The organism is Acinetobacter sp. LipI_19, from assembly GCF_058242925.1.
Window position 1 is genome coordinate 1,104,751 of the sequence record NZ_JBZAYK010000001.1, and the last position, 15,940, is coordinate 1,120,690.

Below are 15,940 nucleotides of genomic sequence, written 5' to 3' on the forward strand. Positions count from 1 at the left end.
ACACCCTAGAGCATCATGTTTGAATGTAAGTAGTTCATGATCCATACAGAACCAATTAATAGAACTGCAATCGTCAGAATCGTATAGATGAATGCAATCACATTCCAGCGTTGTTCAGAAGATGAATTCATGTGCAAGAAGAAAACTAATTGTACAAGAACCTGAGCAATCGCAGTGATCGCAATCGTTGCAACAACTGCACCACCAGTCATTCCTTTCATCACCATCCCGAATGGGATGATGGTCAAAACGACAGAAAGGATGAAGCCGATAGAGTATTGTTTGATGTTTCCGTGCGAAGCACCAGCAGCATTATGATCATGACTCATTATAAAGCTCCCAGTAAATAAACTACGCTGAATACACAGATCCAAACGATGTCAAGGAAGTGCCAGAACAAACTTAGGCAAGCAAGACGACGTGTATTTGGTACAGTCAAACCATTTTTCTTGATTTGAACCATTAACACAATCATCCATACCAAACCAGATGTTACGTGGATACCGTGCGTACCTACAAGGGTAAAGAACGCAGACAAAAACGCACTGTGGCTAGGACCATGACCAGCGTGAACTAAATGATTAAATTCATAAAGTTCCATACCGATGAATGTTGCACCAAAGAGCCAAGTGATAATTAACCACATAAGCACTTGGTTTACATTTTTCTTGTAAGAAGCAAGTACCGCAAAACCGAAAGTCACAGAAGAAATTAAGAGAGCAAAGGTTTCAACAAGTACGAAACCTAAAGACTCGCCAAATAACTCTTTTGGACTTGGAGTACCAGGCGGAATATGACTGCTTAATACAGCGAACGCGATGAAGAGTGTACCGAATAAAATCAAGTCACTCATCAAGTATGTCCAGAAACCAAAGACGGTGATGTCTGTATCATCGTGATGATGATGTTCATCGTGTCCGTGGTTGTCGTGATGAAGTACTTCAGCCATATCCTTAGTCCTTCTTCAAGTGTTTTTCAAGTAAAGCATAACGCTCGTTTTCGATACGTTCTACTTCAGCAGCAGGTACGTAGTAGTCCACTTTTTTAGTGAATGAACTTACGATGAAGCTGATAACAGCACCAAGGAAAGTTGCAACGACTAACCACCAGATATGCCAGATTAAAGCGAAGCCCATTGCTGTAATGAACAAGGCAATAACAAAACCAGCAGCACGATCAGTTGGCATATGAATATCTTCATATTTCTCAGGACGTGCATATGCTACACCATTCTCTTTATCATTCCAGAAAGTATCAATACCATTGATTTTTGGAATTTCAGCAAAGTTATAGAACGGAGCAGGGGATGAAGTAGACCATTCAAGTACACGGCCATCCCATGGATCGCCAGTGTTGTCCATGTTGTCGTGACGTTGTAAGAAACCAACAATAACTTGCATTAAGAAACAAGCAATACCGATTGCTACAAGCACAGCACCAAACAAAGCAATTGCTAAGTATGGATCCCATTCAGGGTTGTCATATGTATTCAAACGACGTGTCATACCCATGAAACCAAGGATATAAAGTGGCATGAATGCAAAATAGAAACCAAAGAACCAGAACCAAAACGATGCTTTACCCCAAGTTTCATTTAACTTCCAACCAAACATTTTTGGCCAGTAGAAAGTGATACCCGCGAACATACCAAATACAACACCACCAATAATTACGTTATGGAAGTGAGCGATCAAGAATAACGAATTGTGTACTAAGAAGTCAGCTGGTGGAACAGCCATCAATACACCCGTTAAACCACCGATACCGAAAGTCACAAGGAAGCCAAGTGTCCAGTACATTGGTGATGTAAAGGTAATGCGACCCTTATACATAGTGAATAACCATGAGAAGATTTTCACACCAGTAGGAATCGCAATAATCATGGTCATGATACCGAAGAACGCGTTGACGTTGGCACCAGCACCCATGGTAAAGAAGTGGTGTAACCATACCACGAAAGCAAGTACTGTAATCGCAATCGTTGCATACACCATAGATTTATAACCGAACAACGTTTTACGAGAGAACGTTGAAACGATTTCAGAGTAAAGACCAAAAGCAGGTAATACTAAGATATATACTTCTGGGTGACCCCATGTCCAAATCAAGTTCACATAGAGCATTGGGCTACCGCCAAGCTCATTGGTGAAGAAGTGGAAACCGAAGTAACGGTCAAGTGTTAACATTGCAATTGTTGCAGTCAATACTGGGAACGATGCAATGATCAATACTGCTGTACAAAGTGCAGTCCAAGTAAAGATCGGCATGTCCATAAGTTTCATACCAGGTGCACGCATTTTGATGATGGTAACAAAGAAGTTAACACCGGTTAAAAGCGTACCTAGACCAGAAACCTGGAGTGCCCAGATATAGTAGTCAACACCAACACCAGGAGAATATTGAATGCCAGAAAGAGGTGGATATGCCATCCAACCTGTTGCAGCAAACTCACCTAATACTAGAGAAACCATCATCAAACCAGCAGCACCAGCAAATAACCAGAAGCTCACAGAGTTTAATAATGGGAATGCAACGTCACGTGCACCAATTTGAAGTGGTACAGTAATGTTCATCATACCAACAACAAGACCCATTGCTACGAAGAAGATCATGATTACACCATGTGCGGTGAAGATCTGATCGTAATGGTCGGGATGTAAGTAACCTTCACCACCACCTTTTGCAAGGAACAGTTGAAGACGCATCATGATTGCATCAGCGAAGCCACGAAGTAGCATCACAACAGACACAAGAATATACATAATACCAATTTTTTTATGGTCTACAGATTTAAACCATACATTCCAGAGGTAACCCCATTTTTTGAAATAGGTGATACCACCGAAAACTGCAATTGCACCAAGAGCCATAATGACCATTGTTACAAGTACAATCGGCTCTTTAGGGATTGCATCCCAATTGAGTTTACCTAATAACAAAGACATGTCTTATTCCCCTACAGAAGCAGTTGCATGTTCAGCACCTGCATGTTCAGCGCCTGCATGGTCTGCACCATGGTAGTTGCTCATGTAAGTGTTGATGATGCTTTTGAACAAGTCAGGCGTAACTGAAGAATAATAAGTCACAGGATGAGGCTTAGTAGGGAATGGACCTTTACGTTCAGCTTCGTGTGCAGCTTTAATTTCTTCAGGAGTATGCGCATTGTTCAGCATTGCTTCAATTTGGTGTTTAGAACGATCACCATCTTTGAGCGTAGCAAATTCTGTCGCATCAAGCGTGGTTTTTTGGATCGCTTCAGGATTAATTGAAGTACCTTTACCTGCTTTAATAGCGTCTACCCAAGTGTTGAAGTCAGCATCTGAAACAGCATGAGCTCTAAAACGCATTTGCGTAAAGCCGTAACCGCTATAGTTCGCTGAGAATCCACGGTAGCCGTCTGCTGGACTTGGGTGTTCTGCAAGCATATGTAACTTAGTTTGCATACCCGCCATAGCATAAACCTGACCTGCTAACTTAGGAATGAAGAAAGAGTTCATTGTAAAGTTAGAAGTGATTTGAAATTCAATTGGTTTATTGACTGGGAAACGAACTTCGTTAATTGTAGCTATTTGTTGTTCAGGATAGATAAACACCCATTTAAACTGTTCAGCGACTGCTTGAATTTTTAAATGTTCTTCCATCTGACCTTGAGTATTTGTTAACGGTCTATAAGGGTCATATTTGTGTGAACCCCACCATGTTAAATACGCAAGAATAGCAATAATAATACATGGGATACCCCATACTACAATTTCAATCGCAGTAGAGTGTGCCCATGTAGGTTTATAGTCTGCATCTTTATTTGACGCGCGATATTTCCAACCAAACCACAATGCCATTAAGATCGAAGGAATTACGACCAATAACATTAAGTAAATCGCAGTCATCATCAGGCTACTTTGACCTTCAGCGACTGGACCTTTAGAGTTTAGAAGTACTATATCACCACCACACCCAGTTAAGAGTGCGGTGATCGCAGATAAAGACAATACAGCTAAAGTCGTTTGTCTCATTTTACAACCTCGGTGAAGAGTCCCATTCCCTATATAAATATGGGATAGCGATTAAAGTGCCGCATGATTGAAAATGACTATTATTTCTAAATAGAAAACATTCTCAATGATCTGACACCGCTACGTTGTAGGGCATTATGCCTCATATCGGCAAACTTAGCTATACATAGAGAATGAATATATTGATGTAAAAATACCTGAGACTTTTAGTCGGAATTATAAAGAAAACAAAAACATAAATTATTAATTTCTGAATGTTTAGCTATAAAAAATGGCGGTATAACCGCCATTTGAATTATTCTGAAAGATCAATAACTTTGGTTTTAGAAATACGATCATGCAATGCATAATTCTCTTTAGAGAAAAACATAAACAAATCAACAATGAAAATGATGGCGATAAGCGGCAATATATTCATAATTTGTGACAGAATGAGAAATAAGAATGAACGAACAAAAAAGCCTCTTAAAGAACCTGGTAATTGATTGGTATTTACATCAACAATCTGTAGTTTGAATATTTTTTTGCCAATAGATTGCCCAAATTTAGTAATCATAAAACATTGAGTGATCAAGAGAATGAGTACAAATACCATCAAACCAATATTGAGATAAGCTGGCATACTTTGGCTAATCATTTCTGCAATTTTAACTTGGTTTTCTACTGAGAAACCGTCTGAAGCAACTTTGACCGCATCTTCTGGCATGAAGTAAGCGATAGCCATAATTTGCGGTAAAAATAATAGGGCAAAATCTACAAGTTTAGCTGAAATTCGTTTGCCTACTGGGGCTGCTTTAGTGATTCTTTTTGTACTTTTTTCAATTTTAATATTTTTGATTGCAGGGTTTTGTTGAGGATCAATTTGTTCACTAGTAGATAATGTCGGAGAGACATAACCAATAGGTTCATAAACGAGTTTACCTTGTGTAAGTTCACCAAGCGCTTTCCATTCTGTTAATCCTTGATGCCAAGCTAAATCCGTTAGAAGCACTTGCTGGCTTGCAAGCATTTGATTCAGTTGTTCAATTGAATACGGACCTGCTTGTTGGTTATTTCTCGCCAAGTAAATTTGCATAAAACTCAATTCTCAAAATAAATCTAAAAGTACATAATTGGTAGATGAAAATGAACACAATCGCAACTTTGTTCACCTACTTTTTTAAACCACTATGTATACTAGATTTTTGAATGTATTAACATTAAATTTACACGAAATCTTAAAATATCAAGAAAATTTAACTTATCTAATAGAAGAGGGTTGATTGTAAAACTGGGTCTAACATTTAACCTAAGTGAAGAAAACTTTAACTTACGATCATGTATCGAGTGATTGATATCTGTGCTGAAAGTAAGAAAATTTGAACTAGATCTTTGATATAGCTTAATTCAAAATTTTAAAAAATGTACATAAAAAAGACCCTGCTTGAGGGTCTTTTTTAACTGATTAGATTAAGACTGTTTAATCTTTTCTTCAGCAAGGAAGAACCAAGTATCTAAAACTGAGTCTGGGTTTAATGAAACAGATTCAATTCCTTGTTCCATTAACCATTTTGCAAGATCAGGGTGATCAGAAGGACCTTGACCACAGATACCTACATATTTACCGGCTTTACGGCAAGCATGAATTGCCATAGAAAGTAATGCTTTAACTGCTGGATCACGTTCATCAAATAAGTGAGAAACAATACCAGAGTCACGGTCTAAACCAAGTGTTAACTGGGTTAAGTCATTTGAACCAATAGAGAATCCATCGAAGTGTTCAAGGAACTGTTCAGCAAGTAATGCGTTTGTTGGTAATTCACACATCATGATTACTTTAAGACCATTCTCACCACGTCTAAGACCATTCTGAGCCAATAATTCAATAACACGTTTCGCTTCAGATACTGTACGTACAAAAGGAATCATGATTTGAATGTTGGTTAAACCCATTTCATCACGTGCTTTTTTCAATGCACGACATTCGAGTTCGAAGCAGTCACGGAAGTTATCAGATACATAACGACTTGCACCACGGAAACCAAGCATTGGGTTTTCTTCTTCAGGCTCGTAAAGCTTACCGCCAATCAAGTTTGCGTATTCATTTGACTTAAAGTCAGACATACGAACAATTACAGGTTTGTCAGCAAATGCGGCTGCAAGTGTAGAAATACCTTCAACCAATTTTTCAACGTAGAATTCAATCGGTGATGCATAACCTGCTGTACGTGCTAGAACTGCTGCACGTGTTTCGCGTGGTAGGCTGTCAATGTTTAACAAAGCTTTTGGATGTACACCAATCATACGGTTGATGATGAATTCTAAACGTGCAAGACCAATCCCTTCGTTTGGAATTTGAGCAAAGTCAAATGCACGGTCAGGGTTACCGACGTTCATCATAATTTTGAACGGTAGTTTAGGCATAGATTCGATAGAATTACGTTGAATTTCGAAATCCAATGCACCTTCATAAATAAAGCCTGTGTCACCTTCGGCACAAGAAACAGTGACTTCCTGACCATCTACAAGCACTTCTGTTGCATTACCACAACCTACGATAGCAGGAACACCAAGTTCACGTGCAATAATTGCAGCATGACAAGTACGACCACCACGGTTAGTTACAATTGCAGCAGCACGTTTCATCACTGGTTCCCAATCTGGGTCAGTCATGTCTGATACAAGGACATCACCTTCTTGTACTTTATCCATTTCTTTAATCGAAGTAACGATACGAACTTTACCAGAACCAATACGTTGACCAATTGAACGACCCTCACAAAGAACCGTACCTTTCTGTTTAAGGAGGTAACGTTCCATTGTGCCGACATTCTCACGGCTTTTTACCGTTTCAGGGCGTGCTTGAACGATATAGATTTGATCATCATCACCGTCTTTTGCCCATTCGATATCCATAGGTGCTTGATAATGTTCTTCAATGATCAATGCTTGTTTAGCAAGTTCTTGAAGCTCTAAATCATTTAAAGCAAATTGTTGACGATCTGCTTTTTCAACATCTACAACGACAACAGATTTACCCGCAGCACCTTCTTCACCATAAATCATTTTTTGGTGTTTAGAACCAAGATTACGGCGAATGACGGCATGTTTGCCATTTCTTAGAAGTGGCTTAGAAACATAGAATTCGTCAGGGTTTACTGCACCTTGTACAACCATTTCTCCTAAACCGTAAGAAGCAGTAATAAATACTGCTTCACGGAAACCAGATTCTGTATCAAGTGTAAACATTACACCTGCAGCGCCTGTTTCAGAGCGAACCATACGCTGAATACCAGCAGAAAGCGCAACAATATCATGTGCAAAATTTTGGTGTACACGGTAAGCAATGGCACGGTCATTATAAAGTGAAGCAAAAACTTCTTTAATTGCGATGAGAACGTTGTCGATTCCACGAATGTTTAAGAACGTTTCTTGTTGACCCGCAAATGAAGCATCTGGTAAGTCTTCAGCAGTTGCAGAAGAACGTACCGCAACAGCAATGTCAGGATTACCATTAGAAAGGGCAGCAAATGCTTCGCGAACTTCAGTCTCTAGACCTGTAGTAAGTGGAGTTTCTACAATCCATTGACGGATTTTTGCACCAGTTTCTGCAAGTGCGATTACATCATCTACATTTAATGCTGCAAGTTCTGCATTGATTTTAGCATTTAGGCCACTTTGCTCTAGGAATTCGCGATATGCATCAGCAGTCGTTGCAAATCCACCTGGAACAGATACGCCAGCATTTGCTAAATGACTGATCATTTCCCCAAGTGAAGAGTTTTTACCACCCACGATCTCAACGTCGTGTTTACCTAGTTTTTCCAGACCGATTACGCGTGCTTCCAAAGTTGTTACTCCACTTATGCAGTATTAATCACTATCTTGGCATGAAATTATAACAAAAAACTTAGCATTTTGATTCAACTAAGTGATAGTCATGTAAGATGGGCTTACTATAAAGATTATACATCGCTAAGACAAATGTTTGAGGAGATTTTTAATGTCAGAAAGTAACCAAATAAAGCGGAGCGTATTTTTTATTTCTGATGGTACAGCGATTACGGCTGAAACCCTTGGGCATTCATTATTAGCGCAATTTCCTCATGTAAAGTTTGATATCCATATTATTCCCTATATTACCTCTGAAGAAGCTGCAATGAATGTGGTCGAAGAAATCAATAAAAGGGCGGATAAAGATGGTCAACAACCCTTGGTATTCGATACTTTGGTTGATCCTTATGTTCGAGATATTATTAACACTGCAAATGCTGTGAATCTTGATGTTTTTGAAGGGCTTATCAGTAAGTTGTCCGACGTTTTAGGTACTCCGCCTACAACTTTAGTCGGACAAACACATGCAGTGACTGATTCTGAGTCGTATAAAGCACGTATTGATGCTGTTCATTTTGCTTTAGATAATGATGATGGCGCACGTACACGCCATTATGATAAAGCTGATTTAATTTTGATCGGTGTATCGCGTTCTGGTAAAACACCCACTTCAATTTATTTATCTTTACAGTTTGGTATTCGGGTTGCAAACTACCCATTGACCGAAGAAGATTTGGACGATAACCGCTTACCTGCAGTATTGAAGGAGCATAAAAATAAACTATTTGGCCTGATGATTGATGCTGAACGTTTAGTCGCAATTCGTTCTGAACGTAAAGCTAATAGTCGCTATGCGAGCTTTTCACAGTGTCAGATGGAGCTACGCGCAGTCGAGGGAATCTATATTTCTGAAGGGATTAAATATTTAAATGTTTCAGAGATGTCGATTGAAGAGATTTCAACACGTGTTTTACAGATGACTGGGCTTAAACGTCGTATTGGATAATCCATTATTATGTTTTTTGATGTGTATTGTAATGTAAGGACAGTAGTGAGCTGAATCAAATTTGGCTCTTTTTCTTTTATGTTTATTATTTTTTATAGTGTGATTTGTTATATGAATAAGATATTAAAAATAAGTTCATTTTTCATGCTTGTAAGTGTACAAAGTATATTTGCACAACAAACCAATGTTGAATCATTGAGCAACTTTGAAAATGGTTTGGTTGAAAAATACTATCAAAAAACCTGTTCAGGGCGTGGTGAATGTGATCAGTACAATGAAAAAATTTCTAGTGAAATTGAAAATAAAATAAAAAATGATTCATCTAGTTTTGCATATTCGTTTGCAAAACTCACTGAGAAAAATATGCTGGATATCCATTACAGTCCTGATCGAAAAATCAAATTTTATACGATGGACGTTTCTGCTGGGGGAACGATGAGAGAACCATATAGTTTAATTCAAGTGAAACAAAGCAATGCTTTTGCTTCCCAAGAGTTATCTCAAGTTGGATTTATCGATAAAATTGTGCAAGTCAAAATTAAAAATCAAGATGTTTATTTGGTCACCAGTCTATTTATTAATAGTACCTGTTCAAGGGGCTATCGGATTCACTCCTTTGTGTTGAATAACGGCAAATTTGTCGCGCAACCCATTTTTGAAACCAAAACTCAAAAACTTGATTCAATTGGTATTGAAAATGATTGTCAGGGATGGGAACATTCTGCTGATGATTTTATCCGTATGTCAAAAGATTTAAAAAATATAGATATATTAGTGGTGAATGCTTCAGGAAAATTGACCAATAACTATTTACGTTACCAAAAGACTCCACAGGGTTATCGTTATAGTGGTGTTGTCAAATAATAGTTAATCTAAAAAATAAAAGAGGCTAAAAAGCCTCTTAAACTCGAATCTTCTAAACCTATTATTCGTAAGTAGTAATAATCACATCCACTAAATGTTCAATTCCTTCCATACTTTGTACGGCATGCTCAGTAATTTTAACGACTGGCCAAGTGATTAATTTACAGTTTTTACGTTGCACCGCTGTATAGTAGCTATCTGATTTTAAAAATACTTTATTCTTTAGCGCAGAGTTCGGCATCAATTGACGTTTTAACCATTGTTCCTGAACTTGCGATTCTAGATAACGAATCGCCAACATTGATTTAACACGATGATTAAATAATCGACGGTTTTTGATGATCAAAGGGTGTGAGATTAGCTTTTGGACACCTTTTTCAGTTTGCGGTAAGATAAAAGAGGGTATGATTTGAAAAACTTTTACAAATTCAGCACTGTTTAAAACATGGCTAAGATGTGTGACTGTAAGTTGGTTTGCACCGATAATTGCCACGTTTAAACCTGTAAAATCGATGAGTTTAATCTCGGTAGATGCAATAATTTTACCTTTATAATGCTTAAAAAATTCCGGCTGATTTTGAAAAAAACCTTCATTTTGACTCTTTTTCCTGTCGAGCATATTATTTCCTTTTTATATTAATTGGTCGCAGTGGGTTCAGATGTTAATTGATATATCCAACTTGGAACTTTAGGTAAAGACTTTTCAGGAATCTTGTCAGTCACGCTAACCATGGCATCAATCGGAATATGGAACCATTTCTTATTGCGATCTACTACATTTTTGCCATGAAATTGAATGATTTGAAACCACGGGTTACGGCGTCCCTCTACTGTTCTTCCGCCAATTTTCGAAAATTTATTCATTGCTGCATATAATTTTTCTTCGGGAAGCCCGAGCTTAATAACATTGTCACGCATTTTATTGATCAGTGGTAAGTAAGCCAAAATACCGAGCATCAAACGTGGGTCGATTACCCTTGCAGCCATTTGGGCAAGCTCAATAACGCTTTTATTGATCCCTTGTGCTTCCATCACACTGAAACCTACCCCTAAATGCCGTGCTTCATCACCGTTAATCAGTTCAAAGGCTTGGTGGCAAACTGGATCATCTACAGTATCCAATAAAAAGGTGCATAAAGCGCCATCCAAAGCAACTTCAAGCATGGGAATTACTGCGCCTAAAATATAAAAAGGCATTTCATCGGCATAGGTATCCAGCCATTCAATAATTAAACGTAAATTTTTATTTGGTTTAGGGATATCACCATCTAACATTCCCCAGCGTTTCATAAGCGCCATTTCTGCATTGGCATGGCGTTGTTCTTCAGCATGGAAGATGGCGTACATTTCACGTAAAGTTGCCGTTGGAGCTTTTTTTGACATTGCTGAAAATGCACGAGCACCGACATGTTCAATCCACATCAGATCTGCCATAAAGTCTTTAAGTTTTGGCCATTGTTCGACTGTAACCAGCTCTCGACCTGGTGCATCCCAATCAATATCGGATAAAGTCCATTGTGTATTTTTGACTTTATCTAACATTTTTTCTAAGTCAATTGAAGCCATAGCAAATCTATCAAAAATAAGGATTTCATTGCATTTTATTTAATATCTCTGTGAATCAATTGGCAAAGATATTCATTGTGGAATGATGAAAAATATCAACGCAGTAATGATTTGATTTTGAAAGTGAAAATTTAGCTAAGTGATTGAGATAAAAAGAAAGACTTGTCATAAAAGGACAAGCCTTATCATTTGGAGCAATAGATTGTTTAACAATTAAAATTTATCTTCAGGTGTTTCTAGTTCTTTAACCTCAACTTGCTGAACAGGGTGGGGCTGAGGCAGTTCAGGCTGTGAATGAGTTCTGAGATATTCCAAGTCTCGAATATTCTTTTGTACAGCAACAGCACCGAAGAGGCTAAGTAAAAAAGCCATGATATAAAAGCCTTTCTCACTGAGTGTCATCGTCGCATTCCATAAACCCAATGCGAGCAGAACAATACAGATCACCACGGAAGCCCAGCACAATCCATAATAAATTGCTGTCACTTGCTGACCTTCAAGTTTATCCCGAACAACTTTTTGCAGTGAAACAGCAGAAAATAGACCATAAAGGATCAGGATTAAATAATAGCCTTTTTCATTTAATAGAATTTGTGCATTGAATAAACCGACACAGTAGGCCGCCGCACCAGCAAGCAAAGCCACCCAACTGACTGCAATAAAAGCAGGGGTGGGTTTATTGATATATTGGTTCATTGTTGTTCCTTATTACTATTTTACTGATTTTTATATGTTCTATTATGCTGATTTGAAATGAGATGGCAAATCTTTTCAATTTATGAGAGCTAATTCAAATAAAGTTTAAGTGTGGAAAATAGTAAATAGTATTTTAAATCAATTGGATATTTAAGCTATAGGGCAGTTTAATCAAAAAAAACCAAAATGAAATTTGTCATTTCATTTTGGTAAAGAGGAAAACATGATTGATTTGTATTATTTTTTTAAATCCATCAATAAACTAAAGTTGTCTAGGCGCTTCTGAGTATCATAAATATCGCAAGTGAAAATAAATTCATCTACCTGATATTTTTCTAAAAGTTGCTTTAGACCATTTTTCACTGTATCTGGTGAGCCAATTTGCGCCATACCTAAGAAGTTTTGTACGGAAATTTTCTCTGATGCAGACCACCGGCCTTCCATTGTTGCTATAGGCGGTTTCAGTTTTAAACTTTGCCCTGTCAGTAATGCAAGAATACGTTGATACACACTTGTGGCTAGATACTCTGCTTCCTCATCGGTTTGGGCAACGACAGTAGGAACCCCCATAGATACAAACGGTTTATTTAAATAGGCGGATGGTTCAAAATTTTCACGATAGAGCTGAATGGCTTGGCCTAACATTCTCGGTGCAAAATGTGAGGCAAATGAATAAGGAAGTCCTAATTTAGCCGCCAGTTGTGCGCTAAAAAGACTCGATCCTAAAAGCCACACAGGCACATGCGTACCTTGCCCTGGTGTTGCTTTAATTCTTTGCTGAGGCACTGCGTCGGCGAAATAGCTTAAAATTTCTAAAACATCTTGTGGAAATTGCTCTTCTGTTTCTTGACGACCACGTCTTAATGCACGCATGGTGGTTGGATCTGTTCCGGGCGCACGACCTAAGCCGAGTTCAATACGATTTGGATAGAGTGTTGCCAAGGTACCAAACTGTTCAGCAACCACTAAAGGTGCATGGTTGGGTAACATAATCCCTCCCGAGCCCACTTTAATATTTTTTGTATTGGCTAAGATGTAACCCAGCAATACAGCAGTTGCGGAGCTGGCGATACCGTCCATATTATGATGTTCAGCTAACCAAAGGCGATCAAAGCCCAACTGTTCTGCATGCTGGGCAAGTTGCAATGCATGCTTAAGTGAAAACTCAACTGTTTGATCTTCTCGAACAGGTGCGAGTTCTAGGATAGAGAACTTCGTATTCTTTAATGCGGTATCTGTTAAAGACGACATTTTTAAACTCGAAAATAATATATATCGAAATAATACGATATAAGTGTGCAAATGTATATCGAAAATTGTCGATATTTAGTGCTTTTAATGTTGATTTTATTATCCAAAAAAATTAAGCACCCGAAGGTGCTTGATTTAAATAATTGGATATTAATTTTGCAATGAAATTAATTTTTCCAGTTATTCCAACGGTTTTTGTTTTTGTAGTGACCATAATGATTGCCATTGTCTTTGCGATATCCACGGTCATTATAGCGATAATCAACATTACGATAACCGCTACGATCATAACGATCATTGTAACGTCCATAACGGCTGTCATAGCGGTCATCATAACGACGGTCGTCACTGACTTTTTGACCTAATGCCGAACCACCTGCAGCACCAAGACCTGCGCCAATATAGCCACCAGTTGAAGTTCCCGTCACATTACGACCTACGGTATAACCACCAGCACTACCTAAAGCGCCACCGATGATCGCACCATTACGGTCACGTTTATTTGATGAAGCGCCTGCGCCAACACCACCACCGATTGCAGAACCAATCATCGCACCTGTTGAACCACCCATTTGTTGCCCAATTGCAGCACCCACCACACCACCAAGTGCAGATGTTAATGCTGTATTGGTTGAGTTGCCTGCATGTGCAGTCGTCATCATTGTTGCTGCAATTACAGTTGCACCAAGGATTGCTTGTAATTTCATTTTAAACTCCTGATCGAAGCTTCTTCGAATTCTTTAACTTGAGGCTAGAATAACGAAACATTTAGCAATAATTATGGATTTGAATGTAAGCAATTTCTCTGTTTTGTGTGTGGATTGTATATTTGGCTGATTAATTTATTCATGATTAGTTTATGTTGATCTTATGAGGGGAATATTGTTGTCGTAATAATCATGATGATATTTTAATATTAAAATATCTTTTGAGATGCAGCTCTACCAATGTATAGCCATAACATACAGTCAACCTATTAAAAAACTTATATACAAGAATATAATTTCTCTTAATTAGCATTTTTAATTAAATCAATTGTATGGAAAATAAATTGTTTGATGATAAAAAGCTTGCAATGCCACACCTTACATTCAAAGTTTAAATACCTTTACGTAGGCGTTGCCTCACTTTTCAGATATGAAAAGATGATAAAAATCTTCCGTTTAACAGGGCTCTTGCGCTGCAAACAAAGCAGTGCTTTATTTTTGCTCATATACCCCCGCCCAACGGCGACATCCATGTCGCCACACGGTAGGATAACCATCTAGGATTCACAAATACAAAAACTTATTCATAGCCAAAACTTCTCGATTTCATACAAAAAACATTAGCTTCATTGATGATCAATGACTGGATGAAAATCATTTGTATAAATAATTAGGGGGTTTGACTATAACGAAACGTGATAGTGATATGTGAATAAATATGAAGAATCGCTCGGGCTAAAGACAAATGATCGAAACTGAACGTTTAATTTTAAAACCATTTATGGAAAAAGATTTATTGGAAATCTCTGCTTTATTTCAGGATGAAGATTTTATGGCTTTTTCTCCCAATGGGGTTTTAACGACTGAGTCTGCCATAGGGCGATTTTGGGAGATTGAGAAACATTATAAAGAATATGGCTATGCAAAAATGGCGATTTTCTTAAAAGCAACTTAGCAAATTATTGGATATTGTGGTTTTGGAAAATGCGTATTGAATGGTAATCAAACCGTTGAATTAGGATTTCGTTTACTAAAACAAGAAAGGCGAAAGGGCTAGATAAAAGAAGCTGCAATCAAATTATGTGAAGATATTCAAGCTAGAGGCTTTAAAAATATAATTGCATTTTCTGAATAAAATAATGTTTCTGCGCATCAATCTTTACTTAAACTTTTATTTATACAAAGACTTACTTCTCATTTTTAAATATGCAGGTCATTTTTTTTGAAAAAGAAGTTGAAGAAAACGGAGCAGAGTAATATGAAAAATAAAAAAGCACCCGAAGGTGCTTGATATCATTCACGGATCAATTAGTGATGACGACGGTGTTTTTTGTAGTACTTTTTATTGTACTTACGTTGATCTGCATGGCGGTCTTGAGAAACTTTTTTTCCGAGAACCGAACCACCCGCCGCACCAGCAGCAGCACCAATATAACCACCTGTGGTACCACCCATATTTTTACCGACGGTATAGCCACCAACGCCACCTAAACCACCACCGATTGCAGCCGCAGTACGGTCTTTTCTATTGGTTGATGCTGCAGCACCACCTGCACCACCTACTGCTGAACCAATCATTGCGCCAGTGTTACCACCAATTTGTTTACCTACTGCAGTACCAACGACACTACCTAGAGCAGAAGTTGCTGCAATACGTGTTGAGTTGTCAGCATGGGCACTTACTGTCAATACTGAAGTTACTGCTAATATAGTGCTTAATATGATCGTATTAAATTTCATGTGTTGCTCCATGTCCTTATTTGGACAGTTCTATCTATATTCGATGTGGCAAATGTAACAAAAATTTTTCCAAAAAATGTGGAGAGGAATCTGAAAATTGATAGCGTTTGGTATCTGAATGTATATTTTCTATTAAAAGTGAATTTAAAACACCCATATTAGTCAACAAATAGCATGAATAATGGAGAAAACAAACATCTAATCAAAAATCATGTTGATCATCTTGCTATAAATTCTACTGCTTATTTTGATGGTTCTTATATAAATGTGTCATTTAAATGGCA

The 15,940-nt window shown here is 37.9% G+C and carries 15 protein-coding genes; 3 read left to right on the forward strand and 12 right to left on the reverse strand.

Annotation, left to right across the window (positions count from 1 at the left end; all coding sequences use genetic code 11):
* Positions 1-5: 5 nt before the first annotated feature.
* The 6 genes from cyoD to ppsA all read right to left on the reverse strand — a co-directional run bounded on the left by cyoD (position 6) and on the right by ppsA (position 7,841).
* Positions 6-332: a cytochrome o ubiquinol oxidase subunit IV gene (gene cyoD / locus AC4CVF_RS05340; protein WP_171066910.1), complete on the reverse strand. Its 327-nt coding sequence runs from the start codon at positions 330-332 to the stop codon at positions 6-8.
* Positions 329-949 carry a cytochrome o ubiquinol oxidase subunit III gene (gene cyoC, locus AC4CVF_RS05345; RefSeq protein WP_056512630.1) on the reverse strand — a complete coding sequence of 207 codons (621 nt, stop codon included), beginning with the start codon at positions 947-949 and terminating at the stop codon, positions 329-331. The genes cyoD and cyoC overlap by 4 nt, the downstream gene beginning before the upstream one ends.
* A 4-nt stretch (positions 950-953) precedes the next feature.
* Positions 954-2,945, reverse strand: a complete 1,992-nt coding sequence (gene cyoB / locus AC4CVF_RS05350) for a cytochrome o ubiquinol oxidase subunit I (RefSeq protein WP_004719352.1) — start codon at positions 2,943-2,945, stop codon at positions 954-956.
* A gap of 3 nt (positions 2,946-2,948) precedes the next feature.
* Positions 2,949-4,013, reverse strand: a complete 1,065-nt coding sequence (gene cyoA, locus AC4CVF_RS05355; protein WP_336954469.1) for a ubiquinol oxidase subunit II — start codon at positions 4,011-4,013, stop codon at positions 2,949-2,951.
* 295 nt (positions 4,014-4,308) lie between these two features.
* Positions 4,309-5,088 (reverse strand): RDD family protein, encoded by a 780-nt coding sequence (locus tag AC4CVF_RS05360; protein ID WP_490789056.1) that lies wholly within the window; start codon positions 5,086-5,088, stop codon positions 4,309-4,311.
* A gap of 374 nt (positions 5,089-5,462) precedes the next feature.
* Positions 5,463-7,841, reverse strand: coding sequence for a phosphoenolpyruvate synthase (ppsA, locus tag AC4CVF_RS05365; protein WP_056512635.1), 2,379 nt, complete (start codon positions 7,839-7,841; stop codon positions 5,463-5,465).
* A 154-nt stretch (positions 7,842-7,995) separates the two neighbouring features.
* Between ppsA and ppsR the strand changes: the two genes are divergently transcribed.
* Positions 7,996-8,832, forward strand: coding sequence for a posphoenolpyruvate synthetase regulatory kinase/phosphorylase PpsR (gene ppsR / locus AC4CVF_RS05370; protein ID WP_004719361.1), 837 nt, complete (start codon positions 7,996-7,998; stop codon positions 8,830-8,832).
* Between the two features lie 144 nt (positions 8,833-8,976).
* Entirely contained in the window at positions 8,977-9,696 is a 720-nt protein-coding gene (locus AC4CVF_RS05375) for a hypothetical protein (protein ID WP_490789057.1), read from the forward strand.
* Between the two features lie 61 nt (positions 9,697-9,757).
* Here AC4CVF_RS05375 and AC4CVF_RS05380 read toward each other — a convergent pair whose 3' ends face one another.
* The 5 genes from AC4CVF_RS05380 to AC4CVF_RS05400 all read right to left on the reverse strand — a co-directional run bounded on the left by AC4CVF_RS05380 (position 9,758) and on the right by AC4CVF_RS05400 (position 13,916).
* Positions 9,758-10,315: an NAD(P)/FAD-dependent oxidoreductase gene (locus AC4CVF_RS05380; protein ID WP_336954474.1), complete on the reverse strand. Its 558-nt coding sequence runs from the start codon at positions 10,313-10,315 to the stop codon at positions 9,758-9,760.
* Positions 10,316-10,332: 17 nt separating this feature from the next.
* Positions 10,333-11,262, reverse strand: a complete 930-nt coding sequence (locus AC4CVF_RS05385; protein ID WP_419359567.1) for a ferritin-like domain-containing protein — start codon at positions 11,260-11,262, stop codon at positions 10,333-10,335.
* Between the two features lie 213 nt (positions 11,263-11,475).
* Positions 11,476-11,958 carry an inner membrane protein YiaA gene (gene yiaA / locus AC4CVF_RS05390; protein WP_336954477.1) on the reverse strand — a complete coding sequence of 161 codons (483 nt, stop codon included), beginning with the start codon at positions 11,956-11,958 and terminating at the stop codon, positions 11,476-11,478.
* A 237-nt stretch (positions 11,959-12,195) separates the two neighbouring features.
* On the reverse strand, positions 12,196-13,209 hold the full coding sequence (locus AC4CVF_RS05395; RefSeq protein WP_336954478.1) for an LLM class flavin-dependent oxidoreductase: 1,014 nt from the start codon (positions 13,207-13,209) through the stop codon (positions 12,196-12,198).
* A gap of 167 nt (positions 13,210-13,376) precedes the next feature.
* Positions 13,377-13,916: a glycine zipper domain-containing protein gene (locus tag AC4CVF_RS05400; protein WP_056512651.1), complete on the reverse strand. Its 540-nt coding sequence runs from the start codon at positions 13,914-13,916 to the stop codon at positions 13,377-13,379.
* A gap of 745 nt (positions 13,917-14,661) precedes the next feature.
* On the opposite strand from AC4CVF_RS05400, the gene AC4CVF_RS05405 reads away from it, so the two are divergent.
* Positions 14,662-14,871, forward strand: coding sequence for a GNAT family N-acetyltransferase (locus AC4CVF_RS05405; RefSeq protein WP_419327772.1), 210 nt, complete (start codon positions 14,662-14,664; stop codon positions 14,869-14,871).
* Positions 14,872-15,224: 353 nt separating this feature from the next.
* Here the strand turns inward: AC4CVF_RS05405 and AC4CVF_RS05410 are convergent, their stop codons facing one another.
* Positions 15,225-15,656, reverse strand: a complete 432-nt coding sequence (locus AC4CVF_RS05410) for a YMGG-like glycine zipper-containing protein (RefSeq protein ID WP_336954287.1) — start codon at positions 15,654-15,656, stop codon at positions 15,225-15,227.
* Between the last annotated feature and the right edge of the window lie 284 nt (positions 15,657-15,940).